This is a genomic window from Pseudomonas sp. Rh2, assembly GCF_040762985.1.
Taxonomy (GTDB): Bacteria; Pseudomonadota; Gammaproteobacteria; order Pseudomonadales; family Pseudomonadaceae; genus Aquipseudomonas; species Aquipseudomonas taiwanensis.
Map to the genome: position 1 here is coordinate 1,023,125 of NZ_CP142890.1, position 18,123 is coordinate 1,041,247.

Annotated in this window: 14 protein-coding genes, 1 pseudogene and 1 riboswitch; of the genes and pseudogenes, 8 read left to right on the forward strand and 7 right to left on the reverse strand. The window is 63.1% G+C overall.

Going from position 1 to position 18,123, the window contains the following annotated elements; genetic code table 11:
• Positions 1-10: 10 nt before the first annotated feature.
• Positions 11-1,102, forward strand: a complete 1,092-nt coding sequence (locus VXM67_RS04585) for a glycosyltransferase (RefSeq protein ID WP_023378419.1) — start codon at positions 11-13, stop codon at positions 1,100-1,102.
• A 3-nt stretch (positions 1,103-1,105) separates the two neighbouring features.
• On the opposite strand, the gene VXM67_RS04590 is transcribed toward VXM67_RS04585, so the two are convergent.
• Positions 1,106-1,711, reverse strand: a complete 606-nt coding sequence (locus VXM67_RS04590; RefSeq protein ID WP_023378420.1) for a toluene tolerance protein — start codon at positions 1,709-1,711, stop codon at positions 1,106-1,108.
• A 99-nt stretch (positions 1,712-1,810) separates the two neighbouring features.
• On the opposite strand from VXM67_RS04590, the pseudogene VXM67_RS04595 reads away from it, so the two are divergent.
• From VXM67_RS04595 to hldE, 3 genes and pseudogenes are all read left to right on the forward strand, one after another.
• A pseudogene (locus VXM67_RS04595) lies at positions 1,811-2,982 on the forward strand (O-antigen ligase family protein); the annotation flags it as partial.
• Between the two features lie 18 nt (positions 2,983-3,000).
• On the forward strand, positions 3,001-4,809 hold the full coding sequence (msbA, locus tag VXM67_RS04600) for a lipid A export permease/ATP-binding protein MsbA (RefSeq protein ID WP_367237702.1): 1,809 nt from the start codon (positions 3,001-3,003) through the stop codon (positions 4,807-4,809).
• 131 nt (positions 4,810-4,940) lie between these two features.
• On the forward strand, positions 4,941-6,362 hold the full coding sequence (hldE, locus tag VXM67_RS04605) for a bifunctional D-glycero-beta-D-manno-heptose-7-phosphate kinase/D-glycero-beta-D-manno-heptose 1-phosphate adenylyltransferase HldE (protein ID WP_023378423.1): 1,422 nt from the start codon (positions 4,941-4,943) through the stop codon (positions 6,360-6,362).
• A 35-nt stretch (positions 6,363-6,397) separates the two neighbouring features.
• Here hldE and VXM67_RS04610 read toward each other — a convergent pair whose 3' ends face one another.
• From VXM67_RS04610 to VXM67_RS04625, 4 genes are all read right to left on the reverse strand, one after another.
• Complete coding sequence (locus VXM67_RS04610; RefSeq protein ID WP_367237523.1) at positions 6,398-7,360, reverse strand: metal ABC transporter ATPase; 963 nt, start codon at positions 7,358-7,360, stop codon at positions 6,398-6,400.
• 50 nt (positions 7,361-7,410) lie between these two features.
• On the reverse strand, positions 7,411-8,223 hold the full coding sequence (locus VXM67_RS04615; RefSeq protein ID WP_023378425.1) for an aldo/keto reductase: 813 nt from the start codon (positions 8,221-8,223) through the stop codon (positions 7,411-7,413).
• Positions 8,220-9,395 carry an FAD-binding oxidoreductase gene (locus VXM67_RS04620; protein WP_027907953.1) on the reverse strand — a complete coding sequence of 392 codons (1,176 nt, stop codon included), beginning with the start codon at positions 9,393-9,395 and terminating at the stop codon, positions 8,220-8,222. Before VXM67_RS04620 ends, VXM67_RS04615 begins: the two co-directional genes overlap by 4 nt.
• Positions 9,396-9,524: 129 nt before the next feature.
• Complete coding sequence (locus VXM67_RS04625) at positions 9,525-9,857, reverse strand: multidrug efflux SMR transporter (protein WP_023378427.1); 333 nt, start codon at positions 9,855-9,857, stop codon at positions 9,525-9,527.
• A gap of 86 nt (positions 9,858-9,943) precedes the next feature.
• Between VXM67_RS04625 and VXM67_RS04630 the strand changes: the two genes are divergently transcribed.
• Complete coding sequence (locus VXM67_RS04630) at positions 9,944-10,834, forward strand: LysR family transcriptional regulator (protein ID WP_023378428.1); 891 nt, start codon at positions 9,944-9,946, stop codon at positions 10,832-10,834.
• Between the two features lie 36 nt (positions 10,835-10,870).
• On the forward strand, positions 10,871-12,142 hold the full coding sequence (waaA, locus tag VXM67_RS04635) for a lipid IV(A) 3-deoxy-D-manno-octulosonic acid transferase (RefSeq protein ID WP_367237524.1): 1,272 nt from the start codon (positions 10,871-10,873) through the stop codon (positions 12,140-12,142).
• Positions 12,143-12,192: 50 nt separating this feature from the next.
• On the opposite strand, the gene VXM67_RS04640 is transcribed toward waaA, so the two are convergent.
• Complete coding sequence (locus tag VXM67_RS04640) at positions 12,193-13,623, reverse strand: TolC family outer membrane protein (RefSeq protein WP_027907956.1); 1,431 nt, start codon at positions 13,621-13,623, stop codon at positions 12,193-12,195.
• A 161-nt stretch (positions 13,624-13,784) separates the two neighbouring features.
• Positions 13,785-13,891: riboswitch (TPP riboswitch) on the forward strand.
• 159 nt (positions 13,892-14,050) lie between these two features.
• Between VXM67_RS04640 and thiC the strand changes: the two genes are divergently transcribed.
• Together thiC and cytX are read left to right on the forward strand one after the other, a co-directional pair.
• Positions 14,051-15,937 (forward strand): phosphomethylpyrimidine synthase ThiC, encoded by a 1,887-nt coding sequence (gene thiC / locus VXM67_RS04645; protein ID WP_023378431.1) that lies wholly within the window; start codon positions 14,051-14,053, stop codon positions 15,935-15,937.
• 126 nt (positions 15,938-16,063) lie between these two features.
• Positions 16,064-17,347, forward strand: coding sequence for a putative hydroxymethylpyrimidine transporter CytX (cytX, locus tag VXM67_RS04650; RefSeq protein ID WP_027907957.1), 1,284 nt, complete (start codon positions 16,064-16,066; stop codon positions 17,345-17,347).
• On the opposite strand, the gene VXM67_RS04655 is transcribed toward cytX, so the two are convergent.
• Entirely contained in the window at positions 17,316-18,062 is a 747-nt protein-coding gene (locus VXM67_RS04655) for an RsiV family protein (protein WP_367237525.1), read from the reverse strand. The genes cytX and VXM67_RS04655 overlap by 32 nt on opposite strands.
• Between the last annotated feature and the right edge of the window lie 61 nt (positions 18,063-18,123).

Genomic DNA, 18,123 nt, shown 5'->3' on the forward strand with positions numbered 1-18,123 from the left:
GCGTTATGCCATGAACATCGTCAACATGATGTGGTCGGGTGGTTCGCGGTACATCTCCATCCACAAGGTGCATTGTCAGGTGCTTGCCTGCATTGGCACCGATGCGCGCATCAGCAACTGGTTGTTGCTGGGCAGCGGCGTGTGCCATGCACTCGGACCGACCCAGGAGTGGCATCTGCCACCGAGGGCCCTGAAGGGCCGCCACCTCTGGCGCCTGCTGCGCCCGTGGCTGCGCAGGCGCCTGCGCAAGGCGCTGGTCGAGGCCCGGGCCGAAGTGCTGCTGCTCGACGGCGTGGGTGTTGCCCGTCTGGTCCTGCCGCTATTGCGACAGGTGCCAGAACTACGGGCCAATGTGTTGTTCCATGGCGGAACCCGGCTAAGCGCCGCCGACATTCGCCTGCTGCGTGAACAGCCCTCCGACCGCCTGAATCTTGCGGCGGTTTCGCAAACCCTTGCCCAATCCCTGTCGCACGACCTGGGCAAGCCGGTCAGGACGCTGCGTATCGCGCTCGACCCGAAGGCTGTTGCCGAGTCGTCGCTCAACGCGGCGCAAGCCCGACATACCCTGAAGCTGCTGCCGCCGCCAAACCTGGTCTTTGGGGCCGTGGGCCGCCTGGTGGAGGGGAAGGGGTTCGAGATGCTGATCGAGGCCTTCGCCAAGGCCGCCTCCCGGCAAGCGCACCTACACTTGGCGATCCTCGGCGATGGGCCGCTGCACGCCACCCTGCAGGCGCGAATCGAGGCGTTGGGCTTGGCCGAGCGCATACACTTGCGCGGTCATCGAGAGGACGTGCAGCAGCTGTACCGCGCATTCGACTGGGTGTTGATCCCTTCGCGCTCGGAAGGTTTGGGGCTGGTGGTGCAGGAAGCGGTGCTGGCCGGTGTGCCTGTGATTTGCAGCGACCTGCCGGTATTTCGCGAGCAGTTGCAGGACGCCGGCTGCTATTTACCTGTGGGCGACGCTTGCGAGTGGGCGGTGGCGATAGAGCGCTGCATCACGCTTGACCCTGCCTCCATGGCTGCTCGGCAGCGCCAGGTGCTGGCGCCGGAACAGGCATGGCAGATGTTTCAGGAAAGCTCGGCGAGCCTTCTGCGTGGCTGACCCTCAGCGGGCCAGCAGACTGGCTTCGAATTCGGCGAGCGGGAAGCGATCGCCCAGTTTCTCTCGTTCGATATAGCGCACCATGTGCTGGACGTTGCGTCGGATCATCCGCGCCGACAGCGGTGGGCGCAGGAAGCGCATGTCCGCCACGTCGATCAGCCCCAGGCGCTGGTCGGGGGTAACGACCACGTTGCCCAGGTGCAGCGAGCGGAAGTAGATGCCAGAGCGGTGCAAGTGGCGAATCAGCGTGATCAGTTCTGGCAGGTAGGTGTCCCAGCTGAAGCCTTCGTCGCGCGACATCTGCAACAATGTCCGGCCTGGCAGCGGGCGGTACAGCACCGCCGTCCTGCCCGGCAGGTCGAGCTTGTGCTGACTGATGACCTCCAGTGTCGGAATACCCAACTGCGCCAGGCGTGCGGCGTTGTCGACGAAGCGCTGGGAGTAGGGGCGCAGCAGCGCAGATGAAATCAGACGCTTGCGGCGGAAAACCTTGAGGAAATTGCCATCCTTGAGCAGATAGACTTTGGCTCCATGGCTGTCTGCCTCGAGCACCTGGGCGCCGAGTGTCAGCTGATCGAATTCGACCTGGGTGAGCCGGGAGCTATGCATGAGTAGGGCCTTGCCGTCTGGCGAACAAAATGACCGGCAATAATGCCGAAAATAACGCGTGAGCACCATGTCGGTGTCGGTGATTCACAGGGAGCGCAGATGTTGCATCAGAAAAGCTGGGCGCAGGTCTGGTTGGGTTTCGGTCTGGTCTGGTTCATGGCGGCAATCGCACTGGCACCCAGCAACAAGGTCTACCAGCAGGGTTTGATCCTGTTCCTTTGGTTGCCGACCCTGATCATGGCATGGCCTGCCCGACAGGTGCTGGCCGAGGCCTTTCGGCGTCAGCCCGTATTGTGGTGCAGCGTGCTGTTGCTGCTGGCCTGGAGCGCCATCAGCCTGGCCTGGTCAGCGAACCCTCAAGTGCTGCGGGAAAGCAAGCGCCTGCTGTATATCCTGGTGTTCCTGCTGGCGTTCCCCTTGCTGGCGCAGGCTGGCGAGCCCAGGCTGCGGCGCTTGCTGCAGGCCGGTGGGCTGTTGCTGGCGGTCGCGGCGCTGGTATCGATGATCAACTTCTACGGGGTGCATGGGCTCGCGCTGCGGTCCAGGCTGCAAGGCATCGGCGAGATTTCGCACCCCATTCTGGGTGCCTATGTCATTGGCGCTGGATTGCTGGTGTTGTTGTACGAGGTTCCGCTTCATCGTGGCCTGCAGTTGGCCTGGCTGCTGGCTTTGCTACTGCTGGGGGCATTCGTCGCGTTCAGTCAGAGCCGTGGGGCGATCCTGTCGCTGGTCTTTACCGTGGTGGTTGCGCCGCTGTGGTTCCGTGACCGGTACAGCCGCCTGGTGGCGGCTTTGGCACTGCTGGCCAGTGGCATGGCGTTGTTCTTCATGTACGACCTGCTCACCCTGCGCGGTGCGTCCTATCGGCCCGAGATCTTCCAGGTGGCGTTGCAGATGATCGCCCAGCATCCATGGACCGGCGTGGGGCTGGGGGGTGATTACAACGTGTTTGCAGCGGGCAGGCGCTTCGACCACACCCATAACATGTTCACCCATGTGGCCCTTGAACTGGGGGTACCGGGGATGTTGCTGTGGATTGCCGTGTGGCTGTCGGCCCTGCGGGAAATCCTGCGTGCCCGGAGCAGCCTGTTCGGCAAGGTGTTGCTCGGCCTTTGGCTATTCTCCACGCTGGCCATGCAATTCGATGCCGCCAGTCTTACCGCTACGCCCCGTGCAGAGTGGTTCATCAGCTGGCTGCCCGTGGGTTTGGCCATGTTGTTACCCTGGGGAGTGCCGAAAATGACGCCTGTGGTAAAATTCGCTGTTCAACCTCAACAGCGAGCTCAATGATGGCCGAAACACCGCGACCTGCGGAGCATACCTCCAGCCTGAAGATCTATTTCCGGCTGCTGAGCTACGTGAAACCTTACGTCGGCATTTTCCTGCTGAGTATCGTGGGTTTCGTCATATTCGCCTCGACCCAGCCAATGTTGGCCGGGATCCTCAAGTATTTCGTCGACGGCCTGAGCAACCCGGAAGCGGTGTTGTTGCCCAATGTACCTTACCTGCGCGACCTGCAATTGCTGCAGGCAGTCCCCTTGCTGATCATTTTGATCGCCGCGTGGCAGGGGCTGGGGTCCTTCCTCGGCAACTACTTCCTGGCCAAGGTTTCCCTGTGCCTGGTGCACGATCTGCGCGTCGAGCTGTTCAACAAGTTGCTGGTGTTGCCTAACCGTTACTTCGACAACCACAACTCGGGGCACCTGATTTCGCGCATCACCTTCAACGTGACCATGGTCACCGGCGCGGCAACCGATGCGATCAAGGTGGTCATCCGTGAAGGCCTTACCGTGGTGTTCCTGTTCGCCTACCTGCTGTGGATGAACTGGCACCTGACCCTGGTGATGGTCGCCATCCTGCCAGTGATCGCGGTCATGGTGAGCGTGGCCAGCAAGAAATTCCGCAAGCAGAGCAAGAAGATCCAGGTGGCCATGGGCGATGTGACCCATGTTGCCTCCGAGACCATCCAGGGCTACCGCGTGGTGCGCAGCTTCGGCGGCGAGGCCTACGAAGAGCGCCGCTTCGGTCGTGCCAGCCAGAGCAACACCGACAAGCAGCTGCGCATGACCAAGACTGGCGCGTTGTACACGCCCATGTTGCAGCTGGTGATCTACACCGCCATGGCTGCCCTGATGTTCCTGGTCCTGTTCCTGCGTGGCGAGTCCACCGCCGGTGACCTGGTGGCTTACATCACCGCGGCAGGCCTGCTGCCCAAGCCGATCCGTCAGCTTTCCGAAGTCAGCTCGACCATCCAGAAAGGCCTCGCAGGTGCGGAAAGCATCTTCGAGCAGCTCGACGAAGAGCCGGAAGTCGACACGGGCACGGTCGAGAAGGCGCGTGTGGACGGCCGTCTTGAAGTTCGGAACCTGAGCTTCACCTATCCAGGGACCGACCGCGAAGTGCTCAGCGACATCAGCTTTGTCGCAGAACCTGGGCAGATGATCGCTCTGGTAGGGCGTTCGGGTAGCGGCAAGTCGACCCTGGCGGCGCTGATTCCGCGCTTCTATCACCATGACAAGGGGCAGATCCTGCTCGATGGCGTGGAGATCGAGAACTACCGCTTGCGCAATCTGCGTCGCCATGTGTCTCAGGTGAACCAGCACGTGACCCTGTTCAACGACACCGTGGCCAACAACATTGCCTACGGCGACCTGGCCGGGGCTCCGCGCGCGGATATCGAAGCCGCAGCCGCCGATGCCTATGCCAAGGAGTTCATCGACCAGCTGCCCAAGGGCTTCGACACCGAGGTCGGCGAGAACGGCGTGCTGTTGTCCGGCGGCCAGCGCCAGCGCCTGGCCATTGCTCGTGCGCTGCTCAAGAACGCGCCATTGCTCATTCTCGATGAGGCGACTTCGGCGCTGGATACCGAGTCCGAACGGCATATCCAGGCGGCACTGGACCATGTGATGCAAGGTCGTACCACGCTGGTGATCGCCCACCGATTGTCTACCATCGAAAAGGCAGACCAGATTCTGGTGATGGACCAGGGGCGTTTGGTGGAGCGCGGCACCCATGCCGAGCTGCTCGCAGCCAATGGCTATTATGCCCGCTTGCACGCCATGGGCCTGGACGAGCCCGAAAAGGCCGACATCACCTGAAACACCCTGTGTCGGGGCCCTTGTGGCCCCGATTGTCACCGGAATTTTCCAGGGCCTGATCTGGCCGTAAAGCCGTCGTCCACCCTGTGCTAATATCCTGCCCCTGTTCATTTTTTCATTTTGGGTTGCCCATGAAGTTGTCCATGCCGCGTTTCGATCAAGCCCCGGTACTGGTGGTCGGCGATGTCATGCTTGACCGCTACTGGCATGGCGGTACTTCGCGTATCTCGCCGGAAGCGCCAGTGCCGGTGGTCAAGGTCGATCAGATCGAGGATCGTCCCGGCGGCGCGGCCAACGTTGCCTTGAACATCGCGGCGCTCGGCGCGCCTGCGTTGCTGGTCGGTGTCACCGGCCAGGACGAGGCCGCCGACAGCCTGGCCAACAGCCTGCATGCCGCTGGCGTGCGTTCGGTGTTCCAGCGCATTGCGCACCAGCCGACCATCGTCAAGCTTCGGGTCATGAGCCGTCACCAGCAGCTGCTGCGTATCGACTTCGAAGAACCCTTCGCCACCGACCCGCTGTCGCTGGGCGCTGAGGTCGACAACCTGCTCGAAGGCGTCAAGGTGTTGGTGCTATCCGACTACGGCAAAGGCGCTTTGCGCAATCACCAAAGCCTGATCCAGGCGGCGCGGGCCAAAGGCATTCCGGTGCTGGCCGACCCCAAGGGCAAGGACTTTTCCATCTACCGTGGCGCGAGCCTGATTACCCCGAACCTCAGCGAGTTCGAAACCATCGTCGGCCGCTGCGCCGATGAGACCGAACTGGTCGCCAAAGGGCTGCAACTGTTGCAGGACCTGGACCTGGGAGCACTGCTGGTGACCCGTGGCGAGCACGGCATGACCTTGCTGCGTGCGGGTCAGCCAGCCCTTCACCTGCCCGCGCGTGCCCGTGAAGTGTTCGATGTCACCGGTGCCGGCGACACCGTGATTTCCACCCTGGCGGCCGCCATCGCTGCTGGCGAGGACCTGCCCCACGCGGTGGCGCTGGCCAACCTGGCGGCCGGTATCGTGGTCGGCAAGCTGGGTACTGCGGCCATCAGCGCGCCTGAATTGCGCCGGGCGATTCAGCGTGAGGAGGGCTCCGAGCGCGGTGTGCTGGGCCTGGAGCAGTTGTTGCTGGCTATCGACGATGCCCGCGCGCACAAAGAGAAGATCGTCTTCACCAACGGTTGCTTCGACATCCTGCATGCCGGCCATGTCACCTACCTGGAGCAGGCAAGGGCCCAGGGCGATCGCCTGATCGTCGCGGTCAATGACGATGCTTCGGTCAGCCGTCTGAAAGGCCCTGGGCGGCCGATCAATAGCGTCGACCGGCGCATGGCCGTGCTGGCAGGCCTGGGTGCGGTGGACTGGGTGATCAGCTTCCCTGAGAGTACGCCGGAGAACCTGCTGAGCCAGGTCAAGCCGGATGTGCTGGTCAAAGGCGGTGACTACGGCATCGACCAGGTAGTGGGCGCTGATATCGTCAAGGCTTACGGCGGTACCGTGAAGGTGCTGGGGCTGGTCGAGAACAGCTCGACCACGGCGATCGTCGAGAAAATCCGCAAGCACTGAAATAGGTTAGAGGGGCCGCTTCGCGGCCCCACGCGTTACTTGTGCAACGAGGTTCGCGCCCGCGCCAGCAACGCCCGTGCCTTTTCACCGAACCGGCGCAAGTGCGAGCCGGTATTGCTATCGGCCAACCCCTGCTGTTTCAGCCAATCCTTCCAGCGTATCCGCTCTTCCTTGACGACCCATCCTGTCTGGTTGGCGAAACTCTCCGCCAGGTAAAGCCCTCGTCTGCTGGCCGGCACCAGTTCGTCTTTCTTCAGGGTGTACAGCTCGGCCAGCGGTTGGCCGTCTTTCAGGGGCATCAGGTACAGGTCAGGCCGTTTGCGGTTGAGTCGCGCCACCAGCTGGTCACCCTCCAGCCGCTCATCGACGTGAAACAGGCTGAGTTTCTTGGCGTCCCGGGGTACCTGCAGGCGCATGTCGTAGATCAACTGCAACGAGGCGGTGGGCAAATGCACATAGGCCCTGGGCCGCTCCAGTAGCATCAGGTTGCCGCAATGCACAGGGCGAGCGGCGCCGGATTCCGGTGTGAGGATGAAGGGCAAGGTTTCACGATAATGCAAGGCAGCGGCATAGGGCGCGGGTAGCCAGGTGTCGTTGAAGCGTCCCCCCAGCCAGCCTTCCGGGGTTTCCAGCAAGCATTCCTCGGCCACCTCCTGCACTGCCGTGTGCAGGGGCAGGTTGAGCTCTTGTGCGGGGACATATCCGGATATCAGTTTCAGCACCACATCGCCCCGGTCCTGGCGGCGCTGGCGCACCAGCACCCAGTAGTCGCGGTGCTGCCAGTGTAGGGTCAGGCGTACCGAGACGCCCAGGTTGGCTAGCTCGACCACGAAACGCTGGTCGTCCGGCAGCTCGATGGCCTTGCGCCGCTGCTGGGTCTGAGCGAAGTTCAGCGGCATGCCGATGCTCTGGTAGATCAGGCCTTCGGGCGTCGCTTCGACATGCAGGGGCAGTGTCTTGAAGTTGCTTGGGTTCTTGCGAATCAGCGTACGCGGCACGAGGCTCCTCCTTGCGTCGGATCAGTCTCCAGACCTTGGGCCCAGACGGCTCAGTGCTGGCTCAGGATGCGGGCGACAGTGGCCACGTTGTGGGCCAGATGCAACGGATTGATGGTGCCGACGATAGCACTGCTCACACCAGGGTGGGAGAACAGCAGCTCGAAGCTGGCTTGCACCGGGTCGACACCAGGGGCCAGGCAGATGTGCCCGCTGGCTAGGGCCTTCTTCACCAGAATGGCTTTGCCATGTTCGGCAGCGTAGTCCAGGACCGGGCGCTCTGCCTGCTCGTTGAGGTTGTAGGTGACCATGGCGCAATCGCCGGTTTCCAGCGCCTTCAGGCCGCCGGCGACCGTCTTGCCGGAAAAGCCGAAGCCCAGGATCTTGCCCTCTTGCTTGAGCTCGGCAAGGGTCTGATAGACCTCCTGCTGCTCGAGAATGGCCAGGTCATTGCCGTCCGAGTGCACCAGCACCAGTTCGATGCGGTCGGTTTCCAGGCGGCGCAGGCTGCGCTCAACCGAGCGGCGGGTATGGGCGGCGCTGAAATCGAAGTGCGACTGGCCGTTCTCGAATTCCTCGCCGACCTTGCTGACGATCACCCATTGCTCGCGCTGGCCGCGCAGCAGTGGGCCCAGACGTTCTTCGCTGCGGCCATAGGCCGGTGCGGTGTCGATCAGGTTGATACCCAGCTCGCGGGCCTGGGCCAGCAGCAGGCGTGCTTCGTCATCGTCTGGAATGGTGAAGCCGTTCGGGTATTTGACGCCCTGGTCGCGGCCGAGCTTGACCGTTCCCAGGCCCAAGGGCGACACCTTGAAGCCGGTGCTGCCCAGCGGGCGGTGAATGTCGTGCAGGGTAGGCAGGGTCATGGCAGCAGTTGCTCCCAGGCCGGTACGCCCAGCGCCGGGCGCGGAAGGTTATCGAGGGCGGGTTGAGCGCTTGGGCGAATGCCATCGCGATCGAGACTTGCCAGTACCCGATCACTGAAGTCGGGGGCCAATGCCAGTTTGGTCGGCCAGCCGACCAGCAGACGCTGCTGGTCGGCCAGGAAGGCATTGTCCGGGCGTACCAGGCCAGATTGCGCGGGTTCGGCGCGATCCACACGCAAGGTCGCCCATTTCAGTAGCGTCTGGTCTACCCATGGCAGCAGGTGAGCGATTTCCTTTTGCGCCGCGGCGATCTGCGCGGCTGGGTCGCGGGCTACGCCATCGGCTTCGGCCAGGTCGCCACCCATGTACCACACCCACTGGCCATCGGCTGCCGGGTGAGTGGTGATCGTCACCCGTGGCTTCGGGCCGCCGCCCAGGCAGTGGGCGTAGAGGGGTTTGAGGTTCGGCCCTTTGGCCATGACCATGTGCAGCGGCCGCAACTGCATCGCTGGCTGGTTGAGGCCGAGGGCCTGCAACAGCGCCTCGGTACCGCCACCTGCACTGAGGACGATGCGCTGGGCGCGGATTTCACGGCCATCGACGCGCAAGCCGACCAGCGCTTGGCCTTCACGCAAGGGTTCGATCTGCTCGCCCGCCAGCAGACTGTCACCGGCCAGCTCGGCCAGGTTGGCAAGCAGGCTGGGGACGTCGATCACCAGTTCGGCCAGGCGATAGACCTTGCCCTTGAACGCGCGGTCTTGAAGGGCAGGCGGCAGTTGCTCGCCCTTGACCTGGTCTACCCGGCCACGCACTGCCTTGCTGGCGAAAAAGCTGGTGAGGTTGCCGGCCAGGGTGCCGGGGGACCACAGGTAGTGCGCATCGGACAGCAGGCGGGTCTTGTCCAGCGCCAGCTCGCCGGTGCCGGCCAAGGCTTCGCGCCAACGTCGCGGCATGTCGGCGATGGCTTCCGAGGCGCCGGTCAGGGCGCCGTGCAGGGCGTACTTGGTGCCGCCATGGATGATGCCTTGCGATTTGATGGTCTGCTCACCGCCCAGGCTGGCACGCTCCACCAGCACTGTCGAATAGCCCAGTCTGCGCAGACGAGCATTGAGCCAGAGGCCTGCGACCCCGGCGCCGACGATCAATACGTCAGTGGAAATGGCAGATGGCATGGCGGTACCTCGGAGACTGGGACAGCTGGCAAGTATACAGGCTTACCTTGTCATGACCCTATCGCTGCGCTATCCGCCTCCTTCAACGACCGCGGCCGGCTTGCCGGGGAGGCCGAACACCCAGGCGACTCAGTGTCCGGCAGTCTTCGAAAACAGCTGGATCACTACCACGCCCCCGACGATCATCGCCATCCCCAGCATTGCCGGTACATCCAGCTTCTGCCCGTAGATCACCAGCGCTGCCACGCTGATCAGCACGATGCCCAGCCCAGACCAGATCGCGTAGGCAATGCCCACCGGTATGCTGCGCACCACCAGGGTCAGCATCCAGAAGGCGATGGCGTAGCCACACACCATCAGCAACAGCGGCAGCGGCGTGCTCAAGCCCTTGACCGCTTTCATGGAGGCGGTGGCGATGACTTCGGCGCAGATGGCGATGGCCAGGTAGGTGTAGGCATTCATGGTGGTTTCCTCCGGTTTCTGCCGGGCATTTTAGGCATGTGCTGGATGGGGTAAAGTCATTACCTATCAGTATTGGAGATAGGTTGATGGCAGAGCAGTGGAATCTCGAGCAACTGCGCGTGTTCGTGCGTGTCGCCGAACTGCGGTCCTTTTCCGCGGTGGCCCGGGAGCAGCGCCGGGCGCAGTCGGCGGTCAGCAGTGCCATCGCAATGCTCGAAACGGACTTGGGTGTGACCTTGTTCGAGCGCAGCAGCGGTCGTCAGCCCAAGTTGACGGAAAACGGCGTGGCCTTGCTGGAGGATGCCCGCGAGCTGTTGCGCCAGTGCGAGCGCCTGGACGGCCGTGCGCTGGCGTTGATGCGTGGGCAGGAGGCGCTGTTGCGGGTTGCTCAGGACGAGGCCATGCCCTATCAGCCGGTGATCGACAGCCTTGACGAGTTGGCCAGCCGTTTTCCCTTCCTGGAAGTGCAGTTGGCCAGCGGCGCCCAAGGGGATGTGGCACGCAAGCTGGTGGAACGGCGCGCCGACCTGGGGTTGTTCTTCCATCACGAAAGCATCCCCAGTTCGCTGGAGCGGCGCGCCCTGGGCAGCGTGGAAATGGTCACTGTCTGCGCGGTCGGGCATCCGCTCGCCAAGGAGCTACGGGTCACCCGCCAGCAATTGGCGCGGCATCGACAGTTGTTGATCACCCCCCAGCAGAGCGGCTACCCGGGTGGCGAAGCGATCAGTCCGCAGATCTGGCGTGCGGACAGCTTCTATGCCATGGCCGAACTGCTGATGCGCGGCCTCGGCTGGGCCTGGTTGCCACGGCATGTGGTGCAGTATCCGACCTATCAGACACAGATGGTCGAGTTGGACAGCGAATGGCGGCCACCTGCTTTGGTGGCGGAGCTTGCCTGGCGGCGCGACGAGCCCTTGGGACCGGCGGCGCAATGGCTGGCCGAGCGCTTCGCGGTGCACCTGCGCGCGATCGGCTAGCCATTTTCCAGATGGTTCCTAGTACACTTCGCCACCATGAACAGAACCCTTTATTCCTTGTTGTTTCACCTGGGCCTGCCGCTGGTCGCGCTACGCCTGTTCCTGCGTGCCCGCAAGGCGCCGGCCTACGGCCAGCGCATCGCTGAGCGCTTTGCCCTGAACCTTCCGGCCATGCGCCAAGGGGGGATCTGGGTGCATGCGGTGTCGGTAGGCGAGAGTATTGCCGCCGCACCCTTGGTTCGCGCCCTGCTCAAGGCCTACCCGGACCTGCCGATCACCCTCACCTGCATGACCCCGACTGGATCGGAGCGCATCCGCGCGATGTTCGGCGACGAGCCGCGCATCCAGCATTGCTACCTGCCCTATGACCTGCCGTGGGCGGCGGGGCGCTTTCTGGACCATGTGCGTCCACGTCTGGGCATCATCATGGAAACCGAACTTTGGCCCAATCACATTCACCAGTGCGCCAAGCGCGGCATTCCCGTGGCCTTGGCCAATGCACGGCTATCCGAACGGTCGGCCCGTGGCTACGCACGGTTTGCTGGCCTGACCCGGCCGATGCTCACCGAGATGAACCTCATCGCGGTGCAAACCGAAACCGAAGCCCAGCGATTCCGTGACCTGGGCGCACGGCCTGAATGCGTGAAGGTGACCGGCTCGATCAAGTTCGACTTGAAGATCGACGAGCAACTGCAGCCTCGGGCGCAGGCATTGCGCGGGCAGTGGGGGGCCGACCAGCGCCCGGTGTGGATCGCCGCCAGTACCCACGAAGGCGAAGACGCCCTGATCTTGCAGGCGCACCGCCAGTTGCTGCAGGTACATGGCGACGCGCTGCTGATTCTGGTGCCTCGCCACCCTGAGCGCTTCAATGCCGTGCATGCCCTGTGCCGTGAGCAGTTCACTACTGTGCGCCGCTCCTCGGGTGGTGCCGTCGACAGCCAGACCCAGGTGCTGCTGGGCGACACCATGGGTGAGTTGCTGTTCCTCTATGCGCTGGCCGATATCGCCTTCGTCGGCGGCAGTCTTGTCGCCACCGGCGGTCATAACCCGTTAGAGCCAGCGGCGCTGTCGTTGCCGGTGATCATGGGCCCGCATGTGTTCAACTTCCTCGAGATCAGCGCAATGTTGCGAGACGCAGGGGCGTTGCAGCAGGTGGATGATGTCGAAGGGCTGGCGGCGGCAGTACGTCGGCTGGTCGAGCTGCCTCAGGATGCCCAGCGCATGGGGGCGGCGGGCAAGCAGGTGATGTTGGCGAACCAGGGGGCGTTGCAGCGGTTGCTGGATGGGCTTGGGGCGTTGATTGGCTGAAATCCGAGCAGGCATCATCGCCGGCACGCCGGCGATGATGCAGCACCGACCTACGGCCTGCGCTCGAAATTCTTCGCCGCCGCCGCTGCCAAATCCGGTGGCAGGAAGTCCTTGTCCGGGTTGTAGTCTGGCTTCAGATACCGCTTGAGGTCCTGCAGGTCCTGCGGGCTCAAGGTTCCGGCAGCCTGTTTCAGGCTCAGGTTGTCGAGAATGTAGTCATACCGGCTGTTGTTGTAGTCGCGCACCGAGGTATACAGCTGGCGCTGGGCGTCGAGCACGTCGACGATGTTGCGGGTACCGACCTGGTAGCCGATCTCGGTGGCTTCGAGCGCGCTCTGGTTGGAAATGATCGACTGCTTGCGCGCCTGGACCTGTTCCACGTCGGTGTTGACCGCGCGGTGCAGGTTACGGGTGTTTTCCACCACTTGGCGGCGCAGGCTTTCGCGCTGCTGCTCGCTCTGGCTCAGGCGCTGGTAGGCCTCGCGTACCTGTGAGCTGGTCAGTCCGCCGCTGTAGATCGGGATGTTCAGTTGCAGGCCGATGCTGGTTTGCTCAACGTCGCCGGCATAGCGCACGTTTGGCTGCGGGTTGCTGAATCCGAGGCTGTCGTTATCGCCCTTCTGGTAGCGAGCTACCGCATCGACCGTGGGCGCATGGCCGGCCTTGCGCTGGCGCAAGGTCTCTTCAGCGGCGGTGACGGCATAGTTGGTGGCCAGAAGGTTGAGGTTCTGGCGAGCAGCGGTTTCGACCCAGGCCTTGGCATCATTGGGCGTGGGCACCTGCACCGGCAGGGTGTGGACCACGCCCTGGATCGAGGCGTATTCGCGATTGGTCAGGGTCACCAGGGCCTCGAAGGCATCCTGGACCTGGCGTTCGGCAATGATCCGGTTGGCCCGGGCAGTGTCGTAGCTGGCTTGCGATTGCAGGACGTCGGTCTTGTCGGAGAGGCCCACGTCGAAACGTTCGTTGGACTGATCCAGCTGGCGCTTGAACGCCGCCTCCTCGGCCTTGGTGGCAGCCAGGTTGTCTTGGGCGCGGAGTACGGCGAAATAGTTCTGCGCGGTTTGCAGGATCAGGTTCTGCTCGGTGGCCGACAGCTCAAGCGCCGCCTGTTCATTGACAGACTCGGCTGCCTTCAACTGGAACCAGCGGTCGGCGCGGAAAATCGGTTGCGAGAGGGTCGCGCTCCACGAATTGCCGCTGCGGTTGGAGGTGATCGATGGCTCATCGAACTTGGTGCGGGTGTTCATCATTTCGGCACCTGCCGACAGGTTCGGCAGCAACCCGGCCCTGGCCTGGGGCACCACCTCGCGACGGGCGCCGTAGTCGGCGCGGGCCGCAGCCAGGTCGGCGTTGTTATCGACCGCTTCCTGGTAGACGCTGACCAGATCGGTCTTTACCGTTGCGGGCACATCCGCTGCCCAGACCACTCCGTTGGACGCACAAGACACGGCTATCGCCAGTGAGAGTTTGCGCAGCATAGAGGCAATCCTTGTACGAAATTTAATTACTGAACTGTTGAGTATCGAAAGACCGGCCAGTGTAGTGCCATGTGCAGCTGGCAACAATCGTCGACGGTGCCTTTCATCATCCGTGCGTTTTAGTCGCTTGGCTTTGCCGACCACTCCAGTCTAGACTGCGCATGTTCTTGTCGGGGTGCCTTGAAGCAAAGGCTGAGATCGGAAAGTTCCGGATCCCGTTGAACCTGATCAGGTTAGCGCCTGCGTAGGGAACAAGATTGCTCGCCTTCCCGGGGAGCCTCTTGTGCCAGGTCCGGGAATGTCACAGCTCGCGTAGCTCAAGGCACCTCCATGTACCGGCACTGCACACCCGTCCAGGGGGTGCGTCCGCGTCTTTCAGGTTCACCCCGACATTCCGTCCGCAAGGAAGACGTCTGGAGAGCCTGTGATGAGTAAACAAGAAAAAACGATCAACCTCAGCGAGTCGGCACAAGTCGACCAGCAGTCCGTGCAACCCTTCCCGCGTTCGCGCAAGGTGTACGTCGAAGGTTCGCGCCCTGACATCCGCGTGCCCATGCGCGAGATCAGCCTGCACGACACCCCCACCGATTTTGGCGGCGAGACCAACGCACCGGTGCTGGTCTATGACACCTCCGGCCCCTACACCGACCCCAATGTCGTCATTGACGTGCGCAAAGGCTTGGCCGATGTTCGTTCGTCCTGGATCGATGCCCGTGGCGACACCCTGCGCCTGGACGGGCTGAGCTCTGATTTCGGCCAGCAGCGCCTGAACGATGCCGAGCTGGCCAAGCTGCGCTTCGCCCATGTGCGCAATCCGCGTCGCGCCAAGCCTGGTGCCAACGTCACGCAGATGCACTACGCCCGCCAGGGCATCATCACCGCCGAGATGGAATACGTTGCCATCCGCGAAAACATGAAGCTGCAGGAAGCCCGCGCCGCCGGCCTGCTGAACCAGCAGCACGCTGGCCACAGCTTCGGTGCCAGCATCCCGAAGGAAATCACACCCGAGTTCGTTCGCGAGGAAATCGCTCGCGGCCGCGCGATCATCCCGGCCAACATCAACCACCCGGAACTGGAGCCGATGATCATCGGCCGCAACTTCCTGGTGAAGATCAATGGCAACATCGGCAACAGTGCCCTGGGTTCCTCCATCGAGGAAGAAGTGGCCAAGCTGACCTGGGGTATCCGCTGGGGCTCGGATACCGTCATGGACCTGTCCACCGGCAAGCACATCCATGAAACCCGCGAGTGGATCATCCGCAACTCGCCGGTGCCGATCGGCACGGTGCCGATCTACCAGGCCCTGGAAAAGGTCAATGGTATCGCTGAGGACCTGACCTGGGAGTTGTTCCGCGACACCCTGATCGAACAGGCCGAGCAGGGCGTTGACTACTTCACCATCCATGCTGGCGTACTGCTGCGCTACGTGCCGCTGACCGCCAAGCGGGTTACCGGCATCGTCAGCCGTGGCGGCTCGATCATGGCCAAGTGGTGCCTGGCGCATCACAAGGAAAACTTCCTGTACACGCACTTCGACGAGATCTGCGAAATCATGAAGGCCTACGACGTCAGCTTCTCGCTGGGCGATGGTCTGCGCCCAGGCTCGATCGCCGACGCCAATGACGCCGCCCAGTTCGGTGAACTGGAAACCCTCGGCGAGCTGACCAAGATCGCCTGGAAACACGACGTGCAGTGCATGATCGAAGGTCCTGGCCATGTGCCGATGCAGTTGATCAAAGAGAACATGGACAAGCAGCTGGAGTGCTGTGACGAGGCGCCGTTCTACACCCTCGGTCCGCTGACGACCGACATCGCCCCAGGCTACGACCACATCACCTCTGGCATTGGTGCGGCGATGATCGGTTGGTTCGGTTGCGCCATGCTTTGCTATGTAACCCCCAAGGAGCACCTGGGCCTGCCGAACAAGGATGACGTCAAGACCGGCATCATCACCTACAAGATCGCCGCCCATGCGGCCGACCTTGCCAAAGGCCACCCTGGCGCGCAAATTCGTGACAACGCTTTGTCCAAGGCACGCTTCGAATTCCGTTGGGAAGACCAGTTCAACCTCGGTCTGGACCCGGACACTGCCCGCGCGTTCCACGACGAGACCCTGCCGAAGGAGTCGGCCAAGGTCGCCCACTTCTGCTCAATGTGCGGGCCGAAGTTCTGTTCGATGAAGATCACCCAGGAAGTACGTGAATATGCCGCCAACCAGCGTATCGACTCGGTCGATGTGTCGGTTGAGGAGGGCATGCGCGAGCAGGCCGAGCGGTTCCGCCAGGAAGGTAGCCAGCTCTACAAAAAGGTGTAAGTAGACCTTGGGGCCGCTTTGCAGCCCTTTCGCGACACAAGGCCGCTCCCCCTGAGATCGCGTGATCTTTGTGGGAGCGGCCTTGTGCCGCGCCAACCCCAACAACAAATCCGGCGAGCTACAAGCATGACCACCCCCAGCCACTTCTCCGCGGACCACCCGGTCCCCTCCAGCCACCGCCTGTTCGGTGCCCGCGACCTGTTCGCACTCTGGTTCTCCCTCGGCATCGGCCTGATGGTCCTGCAGGTCGGTGCCATGCTTGCCCCCGGCCTGGGGCTGGCGGGAGCCGTTCTGGCCATCGCCCTCGGCACAGGCGTGGGCGTGCTGTTGCTCGGGGCCGCTGGCGTCATCGGCAGCGACACCGGCCTGCCCGCCATGGGCACCCTGCGCTTGAGCCTGGGCCGCCATGGCGCCCGACTGCCGGCAGTGCTCAACCTGCTGCAACTGGTTGGTTGGGGCGCGTTCGAGATCATCGTCATGCGCGATGCCGCCAGCCTGCTCGGCGCACGCGCCTTCGGCGAGGACAGCCTGTGGAACAGCCCGATGCTGTGGACGGTGTGTTTCGGTGCCATGGCGACCTTGCTTGCGGTCAGCGGGCCGCTGGCTTTCGTACGCAAGATTCTGCGCAAATGGGGTATCTGGGTGTTGATGGCCGCCTGCCTGTGGCTGACCTGGAACCTGTTCGCCAAGGCCGACCTGGCCGAGCTGTGGGCACGTGCCGGTGACGGTTCGATGTCGCTGGCCGTAGGCTTTGACATCGTCATCGCCATGCCGCTGTCCTGGTTGCCGCTGATTGCCGACTACTCGCGTTTCGCCAGCAGTGCCAAGCGCGTCTTCGGCGGTACCGTGCTGGGTTACTTCATCGGCAACACCTGGCTGATGAGCCTGGGCGTGGCCTACACCCTGGCCTTTGCGTCGAGTGGCGAGGCCAATGCCCTGCTGTTGGCCCTGGCTGGCGCGGGTATCGGTATCCCGCTGTTGCTGATCCTGCTGGACGAGTCGGAGAAGGCGTTCGCCGATATCCACTCCGCTGCAGTCTCGACCAGCGTGCTGGTGCGCTTCAAAGTCGAGCACTTGGCCCTGGCCATCGGCGTGGTGTGCACCCTCATCGCGCTGCTGGCGCCGCTGGCCCAGTACGAGAACTTCCTGCTGCTGATCGGTTCTGTGTTCGCGCCGCTGTTCGGCGTGGTGCTGATGGACCACTTCGTGATCCGCCGCCGCCGCGCGCCAGCGTTGGTCGAAGGGCTGCACTGGCAAGCGCTGGTGGCCTGGGTGGTGGGTGTTGCCGCTTATCACACGATTGCCGCGCAGGCCCCTGAGTTTGGCGCGACCCTGCCAGCACTGGTACTGGCAGGTGGGCTGCATGCGCTACTGAGCGTCAGCCGCGGCCGGGAAACAGTTCGGGCTTGAGCACGCCATTGAGGCGTGGGTACGGGATCTTCAGCTCGACGTGGCCCATGGAATAGGGCGCGATGGAATAGACTTCGTACTTCACCACTACCGCGCCGTACGTCAGGGCGATGTGCGGCGACTTCTTGAACGGCCAGGTCTTCACGAACTCGGCATCCTTGTCCATGCCAACGCTGATCAGCCAAGCGCGGTGGGACTCTTCGACGGTCTTCCAGAAGGTGTCTTCCTGGCCGGGCACCAGCATGTCCTGCAAGGTCAGCACTTTGTCCAGCTTGCGCGAGTAGTTGATGAAGCCGCGTCCTGGCATGCCATGTGCACCGCCGCTGTCCAGGTAGCTGGACAGTTCGATGATCACCAGTCCGTCATGCTGCTCGCGTACCTTGGCCTGCAGGTAGCTGCTATTGCGCTTGTCGGCGCTGGCCAGGTAGTGCTGTTCGTAGGCCTGCAGCGAGGCAGGCGCGGTGCCACGCTGGTTATCTTCGGTCAGTTGCAGCAGGCGTTGCTCGACGATGCCGTCGAGATTGGGCAGCGCCGGGAAGTGGATGGTGTCGATGTTCACCAGCGGGCAGTCGCTTTCGGTGCAACCAGGTTTTACATGCTCCCAGGCGTCGCGCTTGACCTCCAGCGGAGCCCGGTAGTTGGGTGCGAACACGCTTTGGCAGGCACCAAGCGCCAGTGCCAGCACGGCCACGGAAGTCAGTTTGACCAGTGTCATGATGATCCTTGCAGAACAGGAAAAGTCGCCCTTTGACCGTCGGCGCGGCCTTCAGTTCGCC